Source organism: Thiobacillus sp. (assembly GCA_024235835.1).
Classification (GTDB): domain Bacteria; phylum Pseudomonadota; class Gammaproteobacteria; order Burkholderiales; family Thiobacillaceae; genus PFJX01.
Genome location: JACKLQ010000004.1, coordinates 149,485 through 172,930 on the forward strand (window position 1 = coordinate 149,485; position 23,446 = coordinate 172,930).

Here is a 23,446-nt window from a genome sequence, read left to right on the forward strand (position 1 = left end):
GGTTAGGCTTTGTCGCGATCAAGTGCGGCAGCCCAGGGCGCCATATGACGGCGCTCGCGGGGATTGTCCACCATGTTGCGCGAGGGGCTGAAGAATATGCCGGGGGCATGCAGAAGCTTGCTGATGGGAAAGATGATCATCAGCAGGGCCACCAGGAACAGGTGAACGAGAAGTACGCCGTCCGTGGGCACGGGATGCCAGTCAAAGGTCATGAGCCCCAGCATGAAGGCCTTGAGGGCGACGATGTCGGTATGGGATACGAAGGTCATCATCATCCCGGACAGGCCGATGGCGATGAGCAAGGCCAGCATGAGGTGGTCGGAAGGGGTTGATATGTAGCGCACCCGGTCCACCAGGAAGCGACGGGCCCAGAGGCCGGCCAAGCCGGCCACCATGGCGAAGCTGGCGTACATGCCGAAGGGCTGGATGAATTCCACCACGAACCACACGGGCTCCTGGAAATAGCGCACATGGCGCAGCAGCACCAGGGCCAGGCCCACATGGAACAGCCAGCCAAAAACCCAAATCCACTTATTGGACTTGAACAGGGATTCGAAGATGACCACCTCACGTGCCATTCGCAAGGCAACGCCAGAACGGGTTGTGGGCGCAGGCGTAGTGGGAATAGAGAGGGGGGCCGGTGTACGGCTGTACTCGAAGATGCGATAGGCCACACCGCCGATGAACACCAGCGCGGCGAAATAGAACAGCCCCATGTAGAAAATCGTCAACGAAGTCATCCGTTCCTCTGCATTGGCAGATTAACAAGCATCAGACTGCCATTCTCTGGCAGGAGACGCGACACAAAACCAACAGCACCGGCGGGCTTGCCCGCCGGGCAGTTCAACCACGGGGCCACTGCGAGACCCCGGTACAAGCGATCAGATGCAGCCGGTGGGCTTGGGCAGACCACCGATCTTGCAGGCCTGCTTGGCGGGGCCGTAGGGGAACAGTTCGTACAGGTACTTGTTGTTGCCCTTGTCCGGACCCAGCTTCTTTCCGATGGCCTTGGTCAGCACGCGGATGGCGGGAGCGATCTGATACTCGTCGTAGTACTCGCGCAGGAAGTCGATCACTTCCCAGTGAGCGTCGGTCATGTCGACCTTCTCTTCCTTGGCCAGGTACTCGGCCACGTCACGGTTCCAGTCAGCCAGGTTGGTCAGGTAGCCTTCCTCGTCGACGTCAACATCTTTACCGGCGATATTTACGGTAGCCATCGTGTTACTCCTTCTATCAGTAATTACAACCAGGATTGGCAGTTGGTCTGCTCGGCGACCAGATCCACAAAACCGCCGTAATCCACCAGATTCACGCCATCGATCACCCGATCTGCCATACCACGGGCAGCCAGATCAGGTTGCAGTGCGTAGATGGTCAGATCGGCCATGGCCGACTTGACCTTCGCCTCTGCGGCACCGCCCTTCGTGGCCGCGTAGACCGCGTCCTCGATCAGCAGCACCTTGGAGCCTTTAGTTGCATGAGCCAGACAGCTTTCAACGCTGTTACGCTCGGTGGGGGACTTGTTTACTATGTGCAGCATTTTCGCGTTCTCCGATCAGGAACTGATCACCACGTCCTGCTCATTCATCAGGTCGGCCATTTCAGCCGCGCTGACCACCTGGACATCCACCACCAGGTCGTCTTCGGTCAGGCCGCGCATCTCCATGGACTCACGGTCCACGTAGAGCTTCTCGATGTCGTAACCCTCCAAGGCGCGATAGGTCTTGGAAAAGCTCTTCATCTCGATGCCTTCCGTATTGACGTTCTTTACCAGCTGGTAAACGCCGTCGTCCAGGAAGGCCAGGCTCACATCCTGCTCGAAGGCAGCGGAAATGAGCACCACTTCCAGGCTCTCCAGGGCATAGATGGTGCCGTAGGGGGCCTTGCGGTTCACGAACATGAACTTCTTGATCGTGCCGCCTTCTTCCATATCCATATCATCGGACATTGCCATCCCCCTCAATCACCAAAAGTCACCAGGCGGTCGCACTGGATGCCCGCCTCGACCAACTGACCCAGACCAGAAATGCGGAAAGCAGGATGGATGTTGTTGGCATCCTTGCCCTGACGCTTGGCCTCGTTCTCGTCCATCATGCCGCGGCGCTGGGCAGCGGCGATGCAGACCACCATATCGATCTTGTGCTCTTCACCCAGGGCCGCCCAGCGGTTGACGATGTGACGATCGTCAGCAGGGGGCACGGTCAAGCGCGTGGCATTGTTCACACCGTCGTGATAGAAGAACACGCGAAAGACCTCATGCCCCTTGGCGATGGCCGCCTTGGCGAACATGTATGCCGAGTCGGAGGCCTGATGCTGGTATGGGCCTTCGTTAATCAAAATACCGATTTTCATTTGTATATCCCTATCTCCGAATATCCGAGTAGACCGCAGCCCGGCTGACCGGGCCGCGACAGATCAGAAGCGGATATGGGCGGAAGCGTTCAGGCTGTTCCGACCACCGCGCCAGTTATCGATGTGATACTTGGTGAAGGGCAGACCAGTCTTCTCGAAGAACGCGGGCCAACCGATACGGTCGATCCAGTCGTTCATGCGCTCCCAGGGACGGCCATCGGCCTTGTAGGTCGCCAGGATCTTCTTGACGATCTCGCTGACCTCGGGCCACCGCGGGGGGTTGTTCGGGATACCTGCGGCCACCAGCTTGTGGAAGGTGGGACGGGAACGGGCATTGGAGTTCTTTCCGCCAACCCAGATCGCGAACTTGGAATGCTCGGGATCGTTGATCTGCATGGGCGGGCAGGGAGGGAAACAGGCGCCGCAGCAGATGCATTTCTTCTCGTCCACTTCCAGGGAGGGCTTGCCGTTCACCAGGGCGGGACGGATGGCCGCAACGGGGCAACGGGCCACGACGGAAGGGCGCTCGCAGATGTTGGCCACCAGATCATGGTTGATCTTGGGAGGTTTGGTGTGCTGGATCACGATGGCGATGTCGGCCTGGCCGCCGCAGTTGATCTCGCAGCAGGAGGTGGACAGCTTGACGCGGTTAGGCATCTCGCACTTGACGAACTCGTCATACAGTTCGTCCATCAGGGCCTTCACGGCGCCGGAGGCGTCGGTACCCGGGATGTCGCAGTGCAGCCAGCCCTGGGTGTGGGCGATCATGGACACGGAGTTGGCGGTGCCGCCCACGGGGAAGCCGTTGTCGGTGAGGGACTTGATCAGGGGCTCGACCTTGGACTGGTCGGTGACCATGTACTCGATGTTTGAACGGGTGGTGAAGCGCACGTAACCATCGGCGAACTGGTCGGCGATATCAGCCAGCTTGCGGATGGTGTAGTGGTCCATCTGGCGCTGTGTGCCGGCCTTGACGGTCCAGACTTCATCGCCATTTTCGGCACGGTGATACAGAACACCCGGCTTGGGATGGGAGTGAAACACCCACTTGCCGTAGTTGTTCCTCATGACGGGGTGCATATAGGGCATCGGATCCGGGGTACCGGACTCGATGGTCTCGTGAGTACGTTCAGCCATTCTTGTCTCCAACTAAGTGAGATCAGGATATCAATATTCACTTTTCGTGCAGCCGCCACTAGACGGCTGCACTACTCGACTACCAGGTTAGGCCGCGGCCTGCTTGCGCTCGAACCACTTCTCGGCCTCCTCGTCCCAGCCGTCGGTGCGGACGTAGGGGTTGGTGCGGGGATGGATGACCATGTTGGGATCCACTTCCAGGTCCAGACCCTCGAGGAAGTTCACCAGACCGATGCGCTCGATCATCTCGCCGGTGCGCTCGTGCTCAAGAGCGTTCTCGGCGAAGAAGTCCAGGATGTTCCGGGACAGTTCGTTCAGTTTCTCGAAGTCCTCGTCAGACTCCAACTTCATGAACGGGATGATCACGGTGCCCATGGTGGCACCAATCTTCAGCACGCTCTTGCCCCCCACCAGGATGGTGACACCCTTGTCCTTGCCGGGCAGCAGGGCGCCGGGCATGACGTTCAGGCAGTGCATGCAACGCACGCAGTTGTGGTTGTCGATCTCCAGACAGTTGGCGTCGGACACGGCCACCTTGGTGATGCCTTCGCCAGCGGCAGCGCCGTCGTTCTTCACCAAGCGGATGGCACGGGTGGGGCACATGCTCACGACCATGTTGGTCAGGTCTTCCATGCTGTGGGCGGCCATCCAGTCGCGGGCCATTTTCTCGTCGGCCCGCATGTTGTCGCGCCAGGTGCCGATGGTGGCCATGTCAGAACGCTGGATGGAGTTCACGCAGTCGTTGGGACAGCCGGAGAACTTGAACTTGAACTTGTAGGGCAGGGAGGGGCGGTGCATGTCATCAATGTTGTTGTTGATGACAACGCGCAGTGCACGAGCCTCATCGAAGCAGGACATTTCGCAACGGGCGGAGCCCACGCAGGACATGGAGGTACGCAGGGCGGGGCCTGCACCACCCAGATCGAAGCCCATCTCGTTGAACTTGTCGAAGGCCTTCTGCACGTTCTCGGTCTTGATGCCCTGGAACATGATGTCGCCGGACTGGCCGTGAAACGCGATCAGCCCTGAACCACCGGTCTCGAGCCAGCCATCGCACAGCTGACGCAACAGGTCAGATGTGTAGTGCATGCCGGCGGGAGGAATGATGCGCAGGGTGTGGAACTCGGCGGCTTCGGGAAAGAGGGGCTTGTGGTTCTCATCCTTGAGTTCGGTGAAGCGGGGAATAATGCCGCCACCATAGCCCACCACACCAACAGTGCCACCCTTCCAGTAACCGAATCGGGTGTTATAGGAAGTTTCCAGTTGACCCATCAGGTCAACCATCATGTCATTGTCTTTCGCCAGGCGCTTCAGACCAGTGACGAAGGAAGGCCAAGGGCCCTTCTCCAGATCGTCCAGGTTGGGCGTGTCGTGCATCTGCTTAGCCATCTGTGTTTCTCCTTGAAGTCTCGAACACGGTGTCGTCACATCCAAACACTTTCCGGCGGCCACTCAGCCGATTCGGAATACGTGCCAGCATATTAGGGAGCGCTTATCCACGCCACCATCATTCCGATGGAGTAAGTGGGTCTTTCACTCGGGTAATCCCCACCTACCCGAACGGGTAGGTGACACATCCCCATGCCGGGCATACCTATACCTGAGCAAAAATGTCAGATAATAGGCATATCAACACATACTGATACATTATGGACCTACACACTTCAATCGCGAAATTCAGAAATCCTTATGGCAATCAGGAAATCGAATTGCAGGAGGTCCGCTTCGAGGCAGGTGGTACGCCCATGATGCGCCTGCGGATACGAGAGAGGGGCGCCCGCTTCACCATATTCGACATCGATCCCGTGACCGCCAAATATTGGGCGGACGAGATGCTCAAGTGGGCCACCCCTTTGGCCTGTCAAACACAGTCAACCGAGCCCGGAGCCTGACCCATGCGCCTTTTCAGCCCCGAATGGGAGGCCATAAAAGAATTCCAGCACACCGCCAGCGTGCGTGATGTCCAGTTCGATCTCATGGGCCAGGAACTGCCTGAGGATCACGGCCATATTTTATATGAGACCCTGCTGGTCCACCTGCCTTGGCTGAAGGACATACCCGAAGCCGGCATTCACGCCATACATGGCGCCCCTTCCGGTCGAGGCACCCTGATCATCAACCGCCGCGCGAAGCTGGTTCTGCGCCTTCCCATTCTCCGCCTTGCGGATGCCCGGGTGCTTGTGGATAAGGTCATTGACCTGGGCTGTGGCGTCATCCATATCGGGGGCTTGAAAGAAAAACCCCTGATGCCATTTAACTACTTGTATTCCCCCTTGGTGGACATGGGCACGACGGATGAAGCCGTGTTCTTGGCTAGGGTCAGGACCAGCCTGGATGAATTGGGCGTGCAGGGAGGACTGATCCCAGGCAAGCAACGTAAAATGCATACCTCGGATGGGGACATCGGCGGCTACAGCCTGATGCTGCATGACGTCACCCTGGCCCATTCCATCACCGTTCAGGAGAAGGGAATAGGCAGGAACCACTTGATGGGCTGCGGTATTTTCGTGGCGCACAAATCGATCAAGGAAGTAGCGGAGGGCTGAGCGATCGACCCCACGCGTTTGTTATCAACTTGTCTCTTAACTCGTGCAAAGGAGAAAACAATGGGATACATCGTTAACGGCGAAGAACTGGAAACCGACGAAGAAGGCTTCCTGACCGAGGCCAATTTCAGTGACGACGTGGTGCCGGTCATCGCCGAGTCCGAAAAGATCGCCCTGACCGACCAGCATTGGCAAGTCGTGAAGTTCATGCGTGAGCGCTATCAGGAAGACGGGCATACCCCCAACTTCCGCAACATGGTGGCCATGCTGACGGACGAGGATGACAGCGTGGACTGGAAGAAAGTCCTGTATGAACTCTTCCCCCTGCAGCCCAACCGCCAGTCCGCCAAGGTGGCCGGCCTGCCCAAGCCCTTCGGCAAGGGCGGCTACTAAGCCTTGAGTTGAGAGCCGAGCGCCGGGGCAAGCCCTGGCGCTCCACTCTCCACTCCGGCTCCACCGACATGTTTTCCAATACCCTCGTTTCCACCGAAGACCTGGCCAAGCATCTGGACGATCCCAACTGGATCGTGTTCGACTGCCGCTTTACCCTCACCGACCCGGAAGGCGGACGCCGGCTGTACGAGAAGAACCACATCCCCGGTGCCCGCTACGCCCACCTGGATGATGACCTCTCCGCCCCCATCACGGACGCCACGGGCCGCCATCCCCTCCCCTCCCCGGAAGCCTTCGCGGAAAAGGTCTGCGGCTGGGGCGTGGGCGTCAACAAGCAGGTGGTGGTGTACGACGACAGCTTCGGCGCCATGGCCGTGCGCATGTGGTGGATGCTGCGCTGGCTGGGCCACCCGGGCGTGGCCCTGCTGGACGGCGGCTTTCCCAAGTGGCAGCGGGAACAGCGCCCTCTGACCACCGTGGTGCCGGAAACCCGCAAGGGCAGTTGCGCCTGCCTGCCGGAGCACTCCCAGATCGTGAACGCCGATGACGTCCTGCGGGCCAGCCAGACGGGTGACGCCCTCATCATCGATGCCCGCCCGGAACGCCGCTTCACCGGCGAGTACGAACCCCTGGACCTGGTGGCAGGCCACATCCCCGGCTCCATCAACTGGTCCTTCGAGGAAAATCTGGACATCGACGGCACTCTCCTGCCGCCCGAGGCCCTGCGGGAGAACTACCAGGCCCTGCTGAAAGGGCGCGCGCCATGGCAGGTTATCCATTCCTGCGGCTCCGGCGTCACTGCCTGCCACAACCTGCTGGCCATGGAGGTGGCTGGACTGCCCGGGTCCCGCCTCTATCCGGGTTCCTGGAGCGAATGGATACGCGATCCCTCCCGTCCGGTGGCCACCGGCGAATAAGGAAAGAACAAGGAGCGCCCATGGTCAAACCCGTACGCGTACGCACATCCTGGTTCAAGCAGGAAGGTGAGCGACCCAGCCATGAGGTGGCCTCGGTGCTGGCTTCCACCGTATGGCGCCTGGCAGACAAGGCCGTGGAAAACCTGTCCAAGGCCGACTACGACATCGTTACGCCCCAGCGGGGCTTCCGCATCATCGGCGAACTGGCCTGCTTCCTGGTCCACTATGGGGACCGCCTGGTGTACGGCCGGGTGACAGAGGAAAAACGGGCGGAAATCGTTACTGCCATTGCGCTGCGCGTGGCCGAGATCATGGAAGACAACATCCTGGACTTCACCGGTGGACAGAAAGACCCGGAATACGACTACAAGCAGGGCTTCATCGACCTGCTCAACACCCGCATGGCGGACTACTCCGTATTTGAATTCCCTGTAGATAAGGCCAGCTTCCAGGCCCTGCGCTTTCTCTCTCTGCAAATCCGGGACGTGATGGAAGACAGCGACAAGAGCTGGATCCAGGATCAACTCATGGACATCGAAGTCCCCGAGATGATGGGTACCGTGAAGAAGAGCGTGGACGGTTTCTACCCCCCTGCCCCTGCCGTGGACGCCCAATAGCCCCGGCGAACACCATGATTCCAGCAGACAGCCCCTTCCACCCGGACAACGGAGAGGCATACGCCTCCTGGCGCGCTGCCAAGCTGGCTCACTATCCCACCGACCCATCCGACCTGGTGGTGCACGTGGCCGATCCTGCTCGCCTCAGCGACTCGGAATACGAGGCCCTCTGGCGATGCATCGCCAAAACCAACATGGTGGTGTACGCCACCCCCGACGGCGAAAAGGAGGACAAGTCCATCCCGCGCCTGATCGCCGAGCAGTTCGGCCTGTCCCACCTTGACGCCAACTGGCTCTCCGACGAGGACGGCATATCCAGCCTGACCCCACGGGACGATGGCACCAGCGAAGTGATGGAACGCAAGCCCGGCACGGATCCGGGCAAGCGGGGCGACTACATCCCCTACACCCACCACCGCATCCGCTGGCACACGGACGGCTACTACAACCCGCCGGAGCGGCGCATCTACGCCATGGGGCTCCATTGCGTGCGCCAGGCGGACGCGGGGGGCGAGAACGATCTTTACGACCACGAACTGGCCTTCATCGCCCTGCGGGACGCGAACCCGGATCACATCCGCGCCCTCATGGCCGAGGACGCCATGACCATCCCCGCCCGGGTGGATGACATGGGCGTAGCCCGGGGCGATGAAACAGGGCCCGCAATGTTGGTGGACAGAGGCCAGTTGCACCTGCGTTATACCGCCCGCACCAAGAGCATCGGCTGGAAACAGGATACCGACACCCAGGCAGCCCTGGCCGCCTTGGAGGACCTGCTGGGCAGCAAGCCTTTCGGGGCCTATACCCTGAGGCTGGAACCGGGCATGGGGGTGCTGTGCAACAACGTGCTACATACCCGGGCGGGTTTCAGCGACCGGCCGGAACACCGGCGTCTGCTCTACCGCGCCCGCTACCACGACCACCTGCGCAACCTGCGCGGCTAGGCTTTCCTGTTCAGTTCCGCTTGCCGTCCAGGCCGGGGCTGAGCCTGTGCTCCACTGCAAACACCGCCGCCTCCACCCGGGATGACAGGTTCAACTTGGCCAGGATGTGGCGCACGTGGAGCTTCACCGTGTCGTAGCTGATGTCCAGCTGGCGGGCGATGGCCTTGTTGCTCTCGCCCCGGGCCAGATGGGTGAGGATCTCCCGCTCCCGTTGGGTCAGGGTCTCCAGCAGGGGCACATCGCTGTTGCCCTTGTTGTCCAGTAGTTTCACCAGTTTCGCGGTCATGGCGGGGGCCACCACGGTTTCGCCCCTGGCCGCCCGGGCGATGGCGTCCAGCACCTCGTCCGGCTCCATGCTCTTGAGGAGATAGCCGTTGGCGCCGGAGCGCAGGGCCCGGGCCATGTCCTCTTCCGCCTCGCTCACGGTGAGCATCAGCACGGGCAGGGTGAACCCCTCGCCCCGCAGTTCCTGCATCACGTTGATGCCGTCCGTCCCTCCCAGATTCAGGTCCAGCAACAGCACATCCGGCCTGTGCTGGCGCAGCAGGTCGGGCACTGCCTCGGGGTTTCCCGTGATGGCCGCCACGCTTACGGCACCTTCACGCTCCAGCAGCTCCGCCAGGCCCTTGCGGAACAGGGTATGGTCATCCACCAGGACGATGTGGAGCACGGTGGACGGGGCGGCTATGGTCATGACTTCTCTTCCACTGCATGGCGTGAGGGGAAGGTAAGACGCACTATGGTGCCCCCCGCTGGCCGGCTCTCGATGGAAAGGCGACCGTTCAGCTTGGCGGCCCGTTCCCGCATGATGGTCAGGCCGAAGCTCTTGCCCATGTTGGAAGTGGCGTTCTGCTGCAGACCCACGCCGTCATCCGCCACGTTCACAACGTACTGGTCGTCCTGAAGGTCCAGGGTTACCACCACGTGACGGGCCCGGGCGTGCTTGCAGATGTTGTAGAGGGACTCCTGGATGATGTGGTAGACCTGAATCTCGTCTTCGGGGGCCAGCACCACGTCCTGGGCCACGTTCAGGAAGTCCACATCGGCATTGGCCTTCTTGCTGAAGCTCTCGGCCAGTTCCTGCAGGGCCGGCACCAGTCCCCGGGGGTCGATGCGATCCCTGAACTGGGTGATCAGGTTGCGCAGCTCCGAATAGGCCATGTCCACGGCCTCCTCCACGTCGCCCAGGTAGCGGTTGGCCTTGGCCTCGTCGCCATCCACCATGGCCTCGCTCAACACGGACAGGCGCATCTTGGCGTAAGCCAGGGTCTGGGCCAGTGAATCGTGGATCTGGTTGGCCAGCATGGTGCGTTCGTTCATCAGGGAGATACGCATGTTCTCGCGGGTGAGTCGGCTGTTCTCCAGGGCCATGCCCAAGTGTTCGCTGATGGAGTTGAACAGGTAGCGGATGTCCTCCGGAAGGGGCTCCGGATTGTCCATGAACAGGTTGTAAACCCCCATTACCTTGCCCTTGTGGCGCATGGGCACGGCGTAGACCGTGCTGCAGTGCTGGGCGTAATACAGATGGCGCACCTGCTTCTGGCACACCTCCATGACGCCCTCAAAATGGGCGCTTTGCGTCAGAGTAGCCTTGCCGCAGATGCCACATTCCAGGGGGACGTAACGCTCCCGCTCCACCAGGGCGGGGGCAAGGCCGATGGAACCGGCCAGACGCAGATGGGCCCCATCGGCGGTGAGTACCCGCACTGCACCGGCCCTGGCTCCGGAGATGCGCACCATGATCTCCAGGAAGCGCATGAGCATCTGTTCCGTGTTGGCATCGGAGTTCATGCTGCTGGCGATCTCCGCCAGCACCTCGATGACAGGAAGACGATCTCCCTCGGCTTGCATTCCACCGTCGGGGATGGACGTGCGGCTGATACTGGTGACAGGAATGTTTTGGACGTCCACGAACTGGCTCTGGTGGCTGTGGCGGGTGAGGCAATTCCACATGTTAAGTGGCTGCCCCCATGGGGAGCAATGCCACTGTTGGACAATCAGAAGGTCTGTGCCACCTTGTTGCGGGCCAGAGGCGGATTCTTGTCGAAATAACGCTTGATGCCGTCGACGATGGCACTCGCCATCTTGTCCTGATAAGCCTCGTCGTTAAGTCGTTTTTCCTCTTCCGGGTTGGAGATGAAGGCAGTCTCCACAAGGATGGACGGAATGTCCGGCGCCTTGAGCACGGCGAATCCGGCCTGTTCCACGTGGGGCTTGTGCAACTGGTTGATCTCCCCCAACTGGTCCAGCACGGCCTTGCCAAGTTTCAGGCTGTCGGAGATCTGGGCCGTCTGGGACAGGTCGATGAGGGTCTGCTTGAGATAGACATCCTTCACGTCGATGTTCACGCCGCCAATGAGATCCGCGTCGTTCTCGTGCTTGGCAAGCCACTTGGCCGCCGCCGATGTGGCGCCTTTCTCGGACAGGGCAAAGACCGAGGAGCCCCGGGCGTTAGGTTTGATGAAGGCGTCCGCGTGCACCGATACGAACAGGTCCGCCTGGACGCGGCGGGCCTTGTTGACCCGCTCGTGCAGCGGAATGAAGTAGTCCCCATCCCGAGTTAGATAAGCTCGCATTCCGGGCTGCTGATCGATCATCGCCTTCAGGCGTCGGGCGATGGAAAGGGTGATGTCCTTCTCATGGGATCCGTTGGCGCCCCGGGCCCCAGGGTCCTCACCGCCATGGCCCGCATCGATGGCCACCGTGACCAGACGCATGTAGTCCTGCTGTCTGGCGACCTTCAACGCAGATCCATCCTTGCCAGTCGGCTTGGCCTCGGGCTCCCGGGTGCCATCCGCCTGGGCGATGGCACGTTCCACCTGCTGCTCGACAGCGTCGCCCCGGGCCGGATAGAGGTCCAGCACCAAGCGGTATCCATAGTCGCCCATGGGTTTGAGGCTGAACACCTGGGGCCGTACTTCGTTCTTCAGTTCCACCACCACCCTGGTCACGCCGGGACGGTTGCGCGCCGCGCGGATTACGGAGATGTACTGGTCATGGGGGGAGATCTTGTCGACCAGGGCCTCCATCATGGCGTCAGCGCCTACGCCCTCCATATCCAGCACCAGGCGGTTGGGGCCAGAGAGTGTGAAGTACTTGTAGGTCACCTCCCCGTCAAACTCCATGGCCACTCGGCTGTAATCGGGGGACGGCCAGATGCGCACCGCCTTCACGCCGGCAGCGTGAACTGCCGAGTGCAAGATCATGTTCGCCAGAGCTATCAGGACGACAATCGCGAAACGCATGCCTTTCCTCCCTCCGTCAGTCCAGACAGCCGGGCACGCCGCCCGGCATCGGTGAATTCCAGCCTGACTTGCAAATCCGGCGGGGGCAAAACCCCCTTGGCCTTTTCCGGCCACTCGACCAGGCAAACGCTGGCGTCATTGAAGTATTCTCGAAATCCTGCGTCTTCCCACTCATCCGAATCCGCAATCCGATACAAATCAAAGTGATATAGATTAAATCGCGAAAGCGCATAAAGTTCAACCAAAGTATAGGTCGGACTTTTCACCCTGCCCGGAAAACCCAGTCCCCGTAACAGCCCCCGAGCCAGGGTAGTCTTGCCGGCCCCCAGATCCCCCTCCAACCACACGCACAGCCCCGGAGCCAGGGCCTGGCCCAGGCGCGCGCCCAAAGCCAGGGTGGCACTCTCGCCGTCCAGATCCAAGGTCAGGCTATCATCGCCCCCATGCCTCACTATCCCACTCCCGAACAATTGCAGGCCATGAAGCCCGTCCTGCGACAGTGGGCTACCGAGTTGGGTTTCGCCGACCTGGCTTTTGTCTCGGCAGAACTGGAGGGGGCTGAACAAAGGCTCATGGAATGGCTGGGGGGGGACTATCACGGCAACATGGATTATATGGCGCGGCACGGCGCAACCCGCGCCCGTCCCCGGGAACTGGTCCCGGGCACCTGCTCGATCCTGACTGCCCGCCTTGACTACCTGCCAGGTGGTGATGATGCCTGGTCCACCTTGGGCCAACCCGAACAGGCCTATCTGGCCCGCTATGCCCTGGGCCGGGACTACCACAAAATGGTGCGCACCCGCCTGCAAAGTCTGGCCAAGCGCATGGCGGAACAACTTGGGCCGTTCCAGTTTCGAGCCTTTTCCGACAGCGCACCGGTGATGGAGGTGGAAATCGCCCGCCGCACCCGCCTGGGCTGGGAGGGCAAGCACACCCTGCTGCTCACCCGCCAGGGTTCCTGGTTCTTCCTGGGGGAACTGTTCACCAACCTCCCCTTTCCCTCCGACCCGGCTCATCCCGAACACTGTGGAAGTTGCCAGGCATGCATCGAAATCTGTCCCACCCGGGCCATCCTGGCGCCCCATGTGCTGGACGCCCGCCGCTGCATCTCCTACCTGACCATCGAGCTTGACGGCCCCATTCCGGTGGAATTGCGCCCTCTCCTGGGCAACCGCATCTATGGCTGCGACGACTGCCAGTTGGCCTGTCCCTGGAACCGCCTTGCAAAACACGCCCCCCTGCCAGACTTCCTGCCGCGGCATGGCCTGGACCAGGCCACCTTGCTGACATTGTTCGCCTGGGATGAGGCCACTTTCATGGCACGCATGGAGGGCTCCCCCATTCGCCGCATCGGTCACGCCCGCTGGCTGCGCAACCTGGCGGTGGCGTTGGGCAATGCGCCTCGAAGCCAGGACACCATCGAAGCACTGGAAGCGAGGGCAGATCATCCCTCGGCCCTGGTGCGGGAACATTTACAATGGGCGCTAGACCGCCAACATCGTCACCAGCCACCCGAACATGAAGTTTGAACTGGACCCCAGCAGCCCCATAGGTGTTTTTGATTCCGGCGTGGGAGGTTTGACGGTTGTCCGGGCCCTCATGGAACGCCTGCCTTTCGAGTCCATCTATTACTTCGGCGACACGGCCCGGGTGCCCTACGGCATCAAGTCGGTGCAGACCATCGCCCACTACACCACCCAGATCACCGAATTCCTGCTGGAAAAGCAGGTGAAACTGCTGATCATTGCCTGCAACACCATGGCGGCCGTCTCCGCCCAGGTGGTGCGGGATCTCTCCCCCGCTCCGGTGCTGGACGTCATTGAGGCTGGCGCCCTGGCCGCCCTGGCCGCCAGCAGCACCAACCGTATCGGCGTCATCGGCACTCCCACCACCATCAACAGCAACGCCTACGCCCAGGCCATCCATGCCATCGAGCCCCAGGCCCGGCTTACGTCCCAGGCCTGTGCCCTGTTCGTACCCCTGGTGGAGGAAGGCTGGCTGGAACACCCCGTTACCCGCATGACCGCCCAGGAATACCTGCGGCCGGTCATGGCGGAAAAGGTGGACACCCTGGTGCTGGGATGTACCCACTACCCCCTTCTCAAACCCCTGCTTCAGGACGTGGTGGGCCCGCAGGTCACCCTGGTGGATTCCGCAAATGCAATGGCAGAGCGGGCAGCTGCCCTCCTGACCGACATGAACCTGCACAACACCAGGCGCACGGCCCCAGAATACCGCTTCTGGGTTACCGACGTGCCCCTACGCTTCCAGTCCATAGGCGAGCGTTTCCTGGGGCGCACCCTTAGCAATGTCCACGTCGCCGCATTATGAAAGCGGAATTTCTCCACTCATGCCGGGATGTCTTTGATATTTGTCATCCATCCCCGACCTCATGCGTTTGTAGTATCAGAAAAAGTCAATTCCCTTAACGAAAGGAACACCATGAAACTGCTGACCACCTTGGTAATTACTTCCTCCCTGCTGCTGACTGGCACCGCAATGGCTGACGCAACCCTTGCCACCAAGAACAAATGCAACACCTGCCATGCTCTGGACAAGAAGATGATGGGTCCCAGCTGGAAGGCAGTAGCCGCCAAGAACAAGGGCCAGAAAGACGCCGAGGCCGCTGTCGCCAAGGCCATCACTTCCGGCAGCAAGGGCAAGTACGGCAAGATCCCCATGCCGCCCCAGCCGAAGGCCCAGGCTGATGCAGCTGCCCTGGCCAAGTGGATTCTTGCCCAGTAAGAGACTGTTCGGAAAATGGATGAACGCGGACTTCGAGTCCGCGTTTTTTTGTATCCTGGCGGAGCGGTGTCTTCCTAACTATCCCATATAAGCCGCACCGCTACTGCACTTCCTGCAACTCACCACACGCAATTACCACGATTATTACCACGCTTTGCAGCTCAATACCCTGCGCCTATTCTTAGGCTAGATTCCCAGTCAGTGGGGCACACACACCAAACGCCACCCCCTGGGGGGCCTTTGCGGCAGGTGGGGGGTGATTTTTCGGGGCCTTTAGGCGTAGTGCTTCTGTCTGTGGATTTTGGCTTGATTGGTCCGATAACAGGGGAGGGGTGGTTTTTCATGTTGCAAGAGCTTCCAGTGCTTGCGATGACTGCATGGCTTTCGGAGCTATCAGCCCAAAGCATGCGGGAGGACCCTTTCCCTCTACACCAGCTTCTCCAAGACTCGCTTTACTACCCCTCCTGCGGCTTCGACGGTGACCCGGTGAAATACCTCGGGGGGAACATTCTGAGCTTCATCTATGTGGACTATGGCCGCACACGGGATGAGGAGGAATACGCGCTCGGCTATCCAGGGTTTCGAGGGTATGACCTGCTGGCATCACGTAGCGTCACGGAGCAGGAGTTAACCCCGAATGGATGGCACCCCATACCACCCACTTATGACGATGGGGACCCTCTTCGTTTTCGGCAGTGGGTACAACGTCCGTTCTGTACGTGGTCAATCTTCCAACGCAGAGAGGACATTCCGCCTGAGCATGGCCCATCTCGGTTCAGCCTGCTGTATTTGGGTGCTGATGGCGTTGCAGCCTTTCAGGCGCTCTATCTTGCTAACCATGCAGCCCCAAGGGCGATTGCAATCATTCAACCGGGGCATGCATTCGGGGGAAACTGGACGGATTACACAAATCCAAACCTGATACTTCATAGGTCAGTAATTGGTAATTCTGCAGGGCAACCCGAGGTTCTGTTGTATGGGGGTTATGGCGAAAAATATTATTATAAGGATCCATGCTGGCCTAAGTACAACAAATATATCAACCGATTGGACAAAAGTGGCCACGGCAGCATAGGTGTTTGGCGATATATTTCTCAATGCAGTCATTGAGTTTATATGAAACGCTATCTGGATAAACTAATAATCCTCACTTTGGCCACTTTGTTGCCATGTGTAGCTTACGCTTTGTCAGGCCCAGAGGTTTTTTCGAAGGTAGAAAAATCAGTATTTATTGTCATTGGCTTGGACAGAAACAAACGTCCGGTTACTCAAGGCAGCGGAGTGCTGCTACCGAAAAATAAAATAGGAACCAACTGCCACGTACTAGCAGACGCAGATATCCATTATCTTTTAGTTAAGCAAAATGACAATTCGTACCATGCAATTTTGTATTCTGGAGATACTGAGAAAGACATCTGTCTTTTGGAGGCAAAGGGTTTGCATGGAACAGGCGCGCCCATCAGAGAATCAAAGAAACTAAAACGCGGCGAGGATGTATATGCCATCGGCGCTCCAGAGGGTCTTGAGCTAACAATAAGCAAGGGCATTTTTGCTGGGCATAGGCGTGGCTATCTACAACATTCAGCACAAATTTCACATGGCTCAAGCGGCGGAGGTTTGTTCGATAGTAATGGTAGGTTAGTTGGTTTCACAACTTTTACCCTCACAAAAGGACAAGACCTTAATTTTGCCATCCCAGTCGAATGGACTAATGGCGTAAAAAACCCCGGCCTAAAGCCATTGCCAACTAAATTACCCCCACCAGAAAACGATGACTCAGGCTCGCATCAAGGAGGCAGTGTTGCAGGTAGTTCATTTGTTGAGCCAGATCGCCCCCTTGGTACAGAAAACCTACCAAGCGACAGATTAATTTTCTTTGATGGCAACGAGGATGTAACTCCACCTAAAATGTACCAGAAATTAATAGAGAGACATGCGATTTACATGACGCATAACATTGCAGCAAGAATGAATTTGCAAGGTCACACTTCATTCCAAGGTAGCCGCGAGTGGAATCTGGCAATAGGCCAATTAAGAGCAGACAATGTTATGCGTGAATTTATCAGGCTTGGAATAAGCCCAAATAGAATACAAGCTATTTCCTTAGGCGAGGAGAAGGCAATCTTTCCAACCGCCTCTTCATCAGTGTTCATGCCACCCAACCGGGTTGAAATTCTTTACCAAGGCGAATGACGCGCACATTCATAATCAATCACTATGAACAGCACACCCTACCCTTCACGAATAGTTTTTGAGGCCATAGGACTTCTCCACAAGCTCGGCCACGGTAGGCTGAAGATTTACAGCTATCTGAAAGAAGGGCTCCCTTCCAGGCGTTTTTTGTTGTTCGCCGCCGATAGACTTCCGAGATTCATGAATGATGCAAAGAGATACCCTAACATCTTTGGGGTCATCGGGGGTGGGTCGCCCATCATGCAAGGTGACACTCCTGAGGAAGCGGCCCAGGACTTCATCGCTCGGCATACCGATTTTTTGGAGCAAGCCAGGGGAGAGGACCCCGTGTACGTTCAGTGGTATGCAGAAATGCTCCAACTCACTGCGCCGGATGGATTGCTGGAGATGGAAAGCAGCAATAGGGCCGAGATTCATGGACATGGAATTCAGACCCTAACGCCACCAATTTACCCCGCACAATGGTAGGCAAGAGCAAACAATACTTTGCATTTGTTTGGGAATATGAATAGTTTTTTGCCTTAGCCGGGCAGCACCTTTTTTGCCGCACGCCTGATTCGCTCCAATTCGCAGATTAGCGCATCAATAAATGCATCCACCTCCGACCATGTGCATAGATACGGGCTGATTGAATGCTGATTAGACTTGCCAACATGCCATAGCTTCAGCGCCACCTCTATGAACGGGCTGAATGGGTACTTTCCTTGGCTAGGTTTGTTAACGATCATGTCGAAAATCATTTGAACCTCCTTCTCTTGGGTTTGGTGATGGTTGAATATGCTTCGAATCGGCGTCTGACTGCCGCTTTCAGCTCTTCGGTTGCGATGGCTTGAAATCTCTCTCTGAATTCGGGGGAGTTCACGATTCGAGAGACCCAGCTTCGGGAGTAGCCCATCGCTTCGGCACATTCCCGCAATGGGGCGGAGGGGTGCTCGAGTAGCCATGCGAGGATGCCTAGGTGACGCCGGTTGAAACGGGGGTGGGGCCTTTCTGGATTAGTCGTCATGGCTGCATTCCTCGTCGGGTGCGCAGGACATGGACATGTCCGGACATTGTCCAGGCGCTACCTCATTGGGCGGACAGGACAAGACACACTCCTTCAGGAGTGTCTTGTCTGTCCCCAGGGTGTCCGTGTGGTGTTCCGAATCCCCATCATTTGTTCGGGGGAGGAAGATGAGCCCTTCTTGTTCCAGACATTGGCCCGTGTCGATTAGGGCCTTGATGGCCCGGTTTAAGCCCTTCCCGGCGCTGTCCTCTCGTGCGCCTTCCTTGCGGGCTTGTTCGGTGGATGCCAGCCTTAGGCTTTCCCGGTCTAGCCGTCCGCCCCGTTCCCTGAGTAGGGCTAGGACAAGCTTTTCATACTTGCCACGAGGAGCGGCGTGCTGTGGTGGGGAGCTAGCCTTTGGCCCTGTGGGGAGATATTCCGGCACCAGGGATGTAATCGGTTCCCCATCTTCGTCCAAGCCGATCTCGACCGAATGCAGTTGAAAGCTGATGGGCCTAGCTGTCTCCCCATCCTTCATCTTTTTCGTGGTCATGGTGACCAGCAGGTTTGTGCTGGCCTGCTGGTAGGCATAATCGGTGTTCGCCAGCATGGCAGTACTGCCACGGGGGCGGCCTTTATCTGTGTAAGGCGTATGGTGCACGATCAGTACCGTGCAACCGGGAAAGCATGTGCGGATACGCTGAATTTCACGGAGGAAGCCCGCGACTTGGGCGGAGTCGTTTTCGTCCCCCTCGTAGTTCTGGCTGAGGGTATCAATGATGATGAGGCGGGGTGGAAATGCCGTCCCACTGACAGCCCCCTGGATGGCCTGACTGACTTGCTCCGCCTGATCCCTTAGGTTCAAGGATATGGGGGTGGGGCAGACATAGAAGGCGTCTTGCTCTGGCGGCAATTCATGGTAGCGGTACCATGCCTTAACCCGCCTCTGAATGCCTGCCCCGCCTTCCCCCGCGATGTAGAAGACGGGGCCTTGCATGGTTTTCCGGTTGCACCAATCAAGGCCGTTGGCCACATGCAAAGCCATGTCCAGGGCTATGAAGCTCTTGCCGGTGCCGCTATCCCCATATAGGAACCCGGTGGCATCTGCAGGTATCAAGCCCTTGACCAGCCACTTAGTCTCGGCCATACATTGGGCAAGTTCCTTGTAGGTCATGAATAGCGAAGAGGGGAGCCGGTCAGACATGGTCTCGGGCTTGGCTTGCACTTGCTGCCCGCTTGCCTGCCCGGATGCAGTCCTCGACCCAGTGATCGACTTCTTCAGCCAGCCAGCCCACTGCCCGCTTGCCAAGGGGGTAGGGCTTGGGGAACGTACCTTCGGAAATCTGAAGGTAGATGGTGCTACGGGAAAGCCCGGTGCGGGCTTTGACGGCGGGAAGCCGTAGGATGGTGGTTGCCATGTTTGTATGCCCTTACAGCACATGGGCGTTTGTTGAACATGGCTGGCATCCTATCGGCCACCGTCTCGCTTGCCGTGGGGGGTAAATCCACCCGATTAATCCCCCTCCCCTTCATCAGCCTCCCATAAGCTGATCGGGCAATCTGGTTCGTTTAGAACCGCAATGAAATACTTTTTGCAAATCCTGCGCATTTCCCGGGTGTCTACATAGCCCAGGCGATCGCATATCTCTTTCCATGATTTTTGTTCGTTGATCCGCATAGGTAACGCTCGCCTAGCCCAATCCATCTCTTTGCCATCAGGCAATGAGGGCCTACCAGGCCCATCTTGAACCAGGCCAAAAGCATGCTCCAGACTGCTGTGGTCTTTGTTCAGGTATTCGTGGATAGCCACAGCCCCAAACTTCAATTTCCATGACGCCCGGGGATAATGTTTAAGGTGGTCCGCTATGGCCCGTAAGACCGCCAGAGACTCCTCTTTGTCTGTTGGCCGCTTGGCGTTCACTAGGTCACCTTTGGTTGGCTTCATGTGTGTCCTCAAGCTTGTCAGGGGAGGACTCCTTGCTCGGCTGCGATACCCCAAAGCGACCTAGAAGCAGCCGACCGCGACTGTTTGTCATTTCGTCTATCAGGTTGGCCCAGTGCTGCATCATCTCCCGGCGTTCAGGCAGGTACTCTGCGCGGTTATAAGCGCCCCGGACTTCGTTCCGCTCGCAGTGGGCTAGCTGGCGCTCGATTACGTCATGCCGAAAGCCCATTTCATTGAGGGCAGTACTGGCCACGGCGCGGAATCCATGCCCGGTCATCTTGCCTTTGTAGCCCAGCCGATAGAGGGCAAAGAGCATGGTGTTGTTGCTGATGGGTTTGTCTCGGTTGCGGCCTGGGAATACAAAGCGGCTACCGCCCCCAATTTCTTTCAGTTCTTTGAGGATGTCGATGGCTTGGCGGGCCAGGGGGACCACATGCTCAGTCTTCATTTTCATGCGCTGTGCGGGCACGATCCAGACTGCTGCGTCTAGGTCGAATTCCTCCCACAAAGCGCCTATGAGTTCATTGGTCCGGGTAAAGGTAAGGGCCAGGAGTTGCAGGGCTAGACGGGTTTGCCTATCGCCGGTTTCTTCGTAGGACGCAATGGCCCGCAGGAGGTCCGGAAGCTCCTCAGTCTTCACGGCTGCTTGGTGTTGCTTCTTGTGGGGAGTGAGCGCCCCCCTGAGGTCGCCGGTCAAATCACGCTTGCATCGGCCAGTGGCCACTCCATAGCGGAATACCTGTCCACAAACCTGTAGCACACGGTGGGCGAGATCATACGCCCCCCGGTCTTCGATCTTACGAACTGTGGCCAGCAGTTCAGGGGCGTCAATTTCTGCAATTGGCCTTCGGCCAATGCTCGGAAAGATGTTGCCCTCCAACCGTCGAAGCACATCCCTAGCATGCGTAGGTACCCAGGTGTGCACTTGTTTGTCATACCACTCCCGCGCTACCGCCTCAAAAGAATTGGCAATAGAGAGTTGGCGCTTGAGCTTTGCTGCGCGGCGCTCTGCCGATGGGTCTAGGTCTGCATCTAGCCGCTCACGCTCGGCATTACGCCGGATTCGGGCCTCTTTAAGGCTGATATCTGGGTAGACACCCAGCGAGAGGGACTTCTCTTTGCCTCCCAGCCAGTACCGGAGCCGCCAATACTTGCGGCCATCGTCATAGACCCAGAGATAAAGACCATCGCCGTCATGCAGTTTCCGGAGCTTGCGGCCCTGGCTAGTGGCATTCCGGCATTCAACGTCTTTCAGGATATCCTTAGCCATCGTGGTAACTCCTATGCCGTGGTAAGTCGGTACCACGGTTTGTTACCACGTTTATAGCACGGATTCCATTGGACGTTACCACGCAATACAGGACACATCCTTGCCGTTGTGTCCCGTATTAGCTAGGGTTACAGGACACAAACGGTTTTATTAGGATGTGAATCTGGCGGAAGCGGTGAGATTCGAACTCACGGTAGGTTTCCCTACGCCGGTTTTCAAGACCGGTGCCTTAAACCACTCGGCCACGCTTCCTTCAATCAGTAGTTACCTCAGCACGCCGGTTTTGACTCCGGCCACCGCTGACGCTGCTTAACTTGACAAGCCATGTCAGCCTACGCCGCAAGACGCCTGGACTACCAGGTTTCTTGTCAAGACCGGTGCCTTATACCGCCGCTCAGCCACGCTTCCAAACTGGTGCCGACAGTCTGACTCGAACAGACGACCTACCGCTTACAAGTCTGACTGAGCCGACTTGCACCGGCTAGCACCAAGCTTAATACTCTTTAATAAAACAATATGTTACGTGAAAACTTGGCTTAATGCAGTAACATGAAAAACACCCCGATTTCACCAATTTTGTGACCCCGGCGTGACCCCAGCGTGACCCCGGCCGAACCCACCAGGAGACAACTCATGGCCAACAAAATCAATTTTACCAAGGTAGCCTTGGACGCGATTGTATTACCTGCCCCAGGGCAGCGCGCGACCTTATACGACGCCAAGATCACCGGCCTGCAGCTGAGGGTTACCAGTCAGGGGATCAAGACGTTCTGCGTGCGTCGTCGAACCAAAGGGGGCGATGTGGAGCGCATCACCCTGGGCCGCTATCCCGACATGAGCATCGAGCAGGCCCGCAAGCTGTCTTCCAGGGTCAATGCCGAGATTGAGGAAGGCGCGAATCCGGCGGCCGTCAAACGTGCCCACAAGGCCGAGCCCACGTTGAACGACCTGTTCGAGATGTACATGAAAGCCCATGGCGAGCTGATGAAACGGCCGGAAAAGATGCGCGACCTGTTCCGTCTCTACCTGGCTCCGCTCGCGGACAAGAAGGCTTCCCAGATCACCTATCCCATGGTGGATCGCTGGCACAAGGAATTGCCGGCAGTGATCAACCGACGCCGAGATCAAGAGCGCCAGCGCATCAAGGAAGTGCTGGCCCAGAAGGGGCGCGTAGGGCGTGGCGTGAAATCCACTCCAGTAGCTGGTACGCGCACTGCCAACACCGCCCTCGCTCTCCTCCATGCGATCTACGAGAAAGCGCGCAACAAGCGCTGGTGGACGGGTGAGAATCCGGCACATGGTGTCGACCGGTTCAAGGAAACCAGCCGGGATCGTTTCCTCCAAGCGGACGAGCTGCCGCGCTTCTTCCAAGCCTTGCGTGATGAGCCGAACGAGACCATCCGGGACTACTTCCTGATCGCCCTGCTGACCGGGGCCAGACGCTCCAACACACTGGCCATGCGCTGGGACGAAATCAGCTTCGAACGGAGTGAATGGCGCATCCCGGTGACCAAGAACGGTACCCCCCAGGTCGTCACCCTCACCTCCGAAGCACTGGCCATCCTTGAAGCCCGCAAGAACAACGGCAGCGAATGGGTCTTCCCCGCCGGCGGCCGGACCGGCCATCTCATGGAACCGAAAATGGGCTGGGACCGCATTCTCCAGCGCGCGGGGATACAGGACCTGCACATCCACGACCTGCGCCGTACCCTAGGCAGTTGGCAGGCCAGGACAGGTGCGTCGCTGGCTATCATCGGCAAGAGCCTTAACCACAAGAGTATCCAGTCCACGGCCATCTATGCCAGGCTGGATCTCGATCCGGTGCGCGAGTCAGTGGAGCGAGCCACTACAGCTATGCTCACTGCTGCGGGCTTCAAGGCCTTATGAAGAGCTGAGCACAAATCAGGGTTAAAAACAACATTTCCTGGACAGTCTAAGCTGATGGATATAGAGCAACCCTGAATGGAATGATCCGCGATTGCTGCTTCGTCCTGCCTAGGATGTATGCCTGCAACTCGGCCTTTGCAGATGTTAGCGCTGGCTTGGCCGAACAGCCGGAGTTAGTCAGATTGCTGATGTTGCCAGATTGAATGGCATGAAGGTCCACTTTTTTACCACCTGCGCTGCTGGACTCGATTCGGCAGCGCAGCCCCGTCC

General features: G+C 58.4%; 30 protein-coding genes and 2 tRNA genes. 12 read left to right on the forward strand and 20 right to left on the reverse strand.

Annotated elements, in window-relative coordinates; genetic code table 11:
* Positions 1-2: 2 nt before the first annotated feature.
* From H6935_16260 to dsrA, 7 genes are all read right to left on the reverse strand, one after another.
* The gene (locus H6935_16260) at positions 3-740 is read right to left on the reverse strand and encodes a respiratory nitrate reductase subunit gamma (GenBank protein ID MCP5279888.1); all 738 of its coding nucleotides are present in this window, start codon (positions 738-740) and stop codon (positions 3-5) included.
* A gap of 141 nt (positions 741-881) precedes the next feature.
* Positions 882-1,217 carry a TusE/DsrC/DsvC family sulfur relay protein gene (locus H6935_16265; GenBank protein ID MCP5279889.1) on the reverse strand — a complete coding sequence of 112 codons (336 nt, stop codon included), beginning with the start codon at positions 1,215-1,217 and terminating at the stop codon, positions 882-884.
* A gap of 23 nt (positions 1,218-1,240) precedes the next feature.
* Entirely contained in the window at positions 1,241-1,540 is a 300-nt protein-coding gene (gene dsrH, locus H6935_16270) for a sulfurtransferase complex subunit TusB (protein ID MCP5279890.1), read from the reverse strand.
* A 15-nt stretch (positions 1,541-1,555) separates the two neighbouring features.
* Positions 1,556-1,948 carry a sulfurtransferase complex subunit TusC gene (gene tusC, locus H6935_16275; GenBank protein ID MCP5279891.1) on the reverse strand — a complete coding sequence of 131 codons (393 nt, stop codon included), beginning with the start codon at positions 1,946-1,948 and terminating at the stop codon, positions 1,556-1,558.
* A gap of 11 nt (positions 1,949-1,959) precedes the next feature.
* Positions 1,960-2,352 (reverse strand): sulfurtransferase complex subunit TusD, encoded by a 393-nt coding sequence (gene tusD / locus H6935_16280; GenBank protein ID MCP5279892.1) that lies wholly within the window; start codon positions 2,350-2,352, stop codon positions 1,960-1,962.
* A 63-nt stretch (positions 2,353-2,415) separates the two neighbouring features.
* The gene (gene dsrB / locus H6935_16285; GenBank protein ID MCP5279893.1) at positions 2,416-3,489 is read right to left on the reverse strand and encodes a dissimilatory-type sulfite reductase subunit beta; all 1,074 of its coding nucleotides are present in this window, start codon (positions 3,487-3,489) and stop codon (positions 2,416-2,418) included.
* A gap of 87 nt (positions 3,490-3,576) precedes the next feature.
* On the reverse strand, positions 3,577-4,878 hold the full coding sequence (gene dsrA / locus H6935_16290; GenBank protein ID MCP5279894.1) for a dissimilatory-type sulfite reductase subunit alpha: 1,302 nt from the start codon (positions 4,876-4,878) through the stop codon (positions 3,577-3,579).
* 260 nt (positions 4,879-5,138) lie between these two features.
* Here dsrA and H6935_16295 point away from each other — a divergent pair, with 260 nt between their 5' ends.
* The 6 genes from H6935_16295 (at position 5,139) to H6935_16320 (ending at position 8,906) form a co-directional block, all read left to right on the forward strand.
* A complete protein-coding gene (locus H6935_16295; GenBank protein MCP5279895.1) occupies positions 5,139-5,381 on the forward strand; it encodes a hypothetical protein in 243 nt (80 codons plus the stop codon).
* A gap of 3 nt (positions 5,382-5,384) precedes the next feature.
* A complete protein-coding gene (gene cas6 / locus H6935_16300) occupies positions 5,385-6,035 on the forward strand; it encodes a type I-MYXAN CRISPR-associated protein Cas6/Cmx6 (GenBank protein ID MCP5279896.1) in 651 nt (216 codons plus the stop codon).
* A gap of 60 nt (positions 6,036-6,095) precedes the next feature.
* Complete coding sequence (locus tag H6935_16305) at positions 6,096-6,428, forward strand: TusE/DsrC/DsvC family sulfur relay protein (protein MCP5279897.1); 333 nt, start codon at positions 6,096-6,098, stop codon at positions 6,426-6,428.
* 68 nt (positions 6,429-6,496) lie between these two features.
* On the forward strand, positions 6,497-7,345 hold the full coding sequence (locus H6935_16310; protein ID MCP5279898.1) for a sulfurtransferase: 849 nt from the start codon (positions 6,497-6,499) through the stop codon (positions 7,343-7,345).
* 20 nt (positions 7,346-7,365) lie between these two features.
* Positions 7,366-7,962: a hypothetical protein gene (locus H6935_16315; GenBank protein MCP5279899.1), complete on the forward strand. Its 597-nt coding sequence runs from the start codon at positions 7,366-7,368 to the stop codon at positions 7,960-7,962.
* Positions 7,963-7,976: 14 nt separating this feature from the next.
* Positions 7,977-8,906, forward strand: coding sequence for a TauD/TfdA family dioxygenase (locus H6935_16320; protein MCP5279900.1), 930 nt, complete (start codon positions 7,977-7,979; stop codon positions 8,904-8,906).
* 10 nt (positions 8,907-8,916) lie between these two features.
* Here H6935_16320 and H6935_16325 read toward each other — a convergent pair whose 3' ends face one another.
* From H6935_16325 to tsaE, 4 genes are all read right to left on the reverse strand, one after another.
* Positions 8,917-9,600, reverse strand: coding sequence for a response regulator (locus H6935_16325; protein ID MCP5279901.1), 684 nt, complete (start codon positions 9,598-9,600; stop codon positions 8,917-8,919).
* Complete coding sequence (locus tag H6935_16330) at positions 9,597-10,757, reverse strand: GAF domain-containing protein (GenBank protein MCP5279902.1); 1,161 nt, start codon at positions 10,755-10,757, stop codon at positions 9,597-9,599. The genes H6935_16325 and H6935_16330 overlap by 4 nt, the downstream gene beginning before the upstream one ends.
* 146 nt (positions 10,758-10,903) lie before the next feature.
* The gene (locus H6935_16335) at positions 10,904-12,151 is read right to left on the reverse strand and encodes an N-acetylmuramoyl-L-alanine amidase (protein MCP5279903.1); all 1,248 of its coding nucleotides are present in this window, start codon (positions 12,149-12,151) and stop codon (positions 10,904-10,906) included.
* On the reverse strand, positions 12,127-12,573 hold the full coding sequence (gene tsaE, locus H6935_16340; GenBank protein MCP5279904.1) for a tRNA (adenosine(37)-N6)-threonylcarbamoyltransferase complex ATPase subunit type 1 TsaE: 447 nt from the start codon (positions 12,571-12,573) through the stop codon (positions 12,127-12,129). The genes H6935_16335 and tsaE overlap by 25 nt, the downstream gene beginning before the upstream one ends.
* Positions 12,574-12,630: 57 nt before the next feature.
* Here tsaE and queG point away from each other — a divergent pair, with 57 nt between their 5' ends.
* From queG to H6935_16365, 5 genes are all read left to right on the forward strand, one after another.
* Entirely contained in the window at positions 12,631-13,680 is a 1,050-nt protein-coding gene (gene queG, locus H6935_16345) for a tRNA epoxyqueuosine(34) reductase QueG (GenBank protein MCP5279905.1), read from the forward strand.
* A complete protein-coding gene (locus tag H6935_16350; GenBank protein MCP5279906.1) occupies positions 13,670-14,482 on the forward strand; it encodes a glutamate racemase in 813 nt (270 codons plus the stop codon). The genes queG and H6935_16350 overlap by 11 nt, the downstream gene beginning before the upstream one ends.
* Positions 14,483-14,593: 111 nt before the next feature.
* Positions 14,594-14,896, forward strand: a complete 303-nt coding sequence (locus H6935_16355; GenBank protein ID MCP5279907.1) for a hypothetical protein — start codon at positions 14,594-14,596, stop codon at positions 14,894-14,896.
* Positions 14,897-15,238: 342 nt separating this feature from the next.
* Positions 15,239-16,006 carry a hypothetical protein gene (locus H6935_16360; protein ID MCP5279908.1) on the forward strand — a complete coding sequence of 256 codons (768 nt, stop codon included), beginning with the start codon at positions 15,239-15,241 and terminating at the stop codon, positions 16,004-16,006.
* A gap of 6 nt (positions 16,007-16,012) precedes the next feature.
* Positions 16,013-17,089 carry a trypsin-like peptidase domain-containing protein gene (locus H6935_16365; GenBank protein MCP5279909.1) on the forward strand — a complete coding sequence of 359 codons (1,077 nt, stop codon included), beginning with the start codon at positions 16,013-16,015 and terminating at the stop codon, positions 17,087-17,089.
* 45 nt (positions 17,090-17,134) lie between these two features.
* Here H6935_16365 and H6935_16370 read toward each other — a convergent pair whose 3' ends face one another.
* The 9 genes from H6935_16370 to H6935_16410 form a co-directional block, all read right to left on the reverse strand.
* Positions 17,135-17,512: a hypothetical protein gene (locus H6935_16370; protein ID MCP5279910.1), complete on the reverse strand. Its 378-nt coding sequence runs from the start codon at positions 17,510-17,512 to the stop codon at positions 17,135-17,137.
* Between the two features lie 98 nt (positions 17,513-17,610).
* Positions 17,611-17,829 (reverse strand): hypothetical protein, encoded by a 219-nt coding sequence (locus tag H6935_16375; GenBank protein ID MCP5279911.1) that lies wholly within the window; start codon positions 17,827-17,829, stop codon positions 17,611-17,613.
* 255 nt (positions 17,830-18,084) lie between these two features.
* Entirely contained in the window at positions 18,085-19,248 is a 1,164-nt protein-coding gene (locus H6935_16380) for an AAA family ATPase (GenBank protein MCP5279912.1), read from the reverse strand.
* Positions 19,249-19,270: 22 nt separating this feature from the next.
* On the reverse strand, positions 19,271-19,492 hold the full coding sequence (locus tag H6935_16385; GenBank protein ID MCP5279913.1) for an AlpA family transcriptional regulator: 222 nt from the start codon (positions 19,490-19,492) through the stop codon (positions 19,271-19,273).
* Between the two features lie 95 nt (positions 19,493-19,587).
* Positions 19,588-20,019 (reverse strand): hypothetical protein, encoded by a 432-nt coding sequence (locus tag H6935_16390; GenBank protein MCP5279914.1) that lies wholly within the window; start codon positions 20,017-20,019, stop codon positions 19,588-19,590.
* On the reverse strand, positions 20,000-21,289 hold the full coding sequence (locus H6935_16395) for a tyrosine-type recombinase/integrase (GenBank protein MCP5279915.1): 1,290 nt from the start codon (positions 21,287-21,289) through the stop codon (positions 20,000-20,002). The genes H6935_16390 and H6935_16395 overlap by 20 nt, the downstream gene beginning before the upstream one ends.
* Before the next feature lie 164 nt (positions 21,290-21,453).
* Positions 21,454-21,541 (reverse strand) — tRNA-Ser (locus tag H6935_16400).
* A 160-nt stretch (positions 21,542-21,701) separates the two neighbouring features.
* Positions 21,702-21,771 (reverse strand) — tRNA-OTHER (locus tag H6935_16405).
* 11 nt (positions 21,772-21,782) lie between these two features.
* Entirely contained in the window at positions 21,783-21,863 is an 81-nt protein-coding gene (locus H6935_16410; protein ID MCP5279916.1) for a hypothetical protein, read from the reverse strand.
* A 59-nt stretch (positions 21,864-21,922) separates the two neighbouring features.
* On the opposite strand from H6935_16410, the gene H6935_16415 reads away from it, so the two are divergent.
* Entirely contained in the window at positions 21,923-23,176 is a 1,254-nt protein-coding gene (locus tag H6935_16415) for a tyrosine-type recombinase/integrase (protein MCP5279917.1), read from the forward strand.
* Positions 23,177-23,446 lie beyond the last annotated feature (270 nt).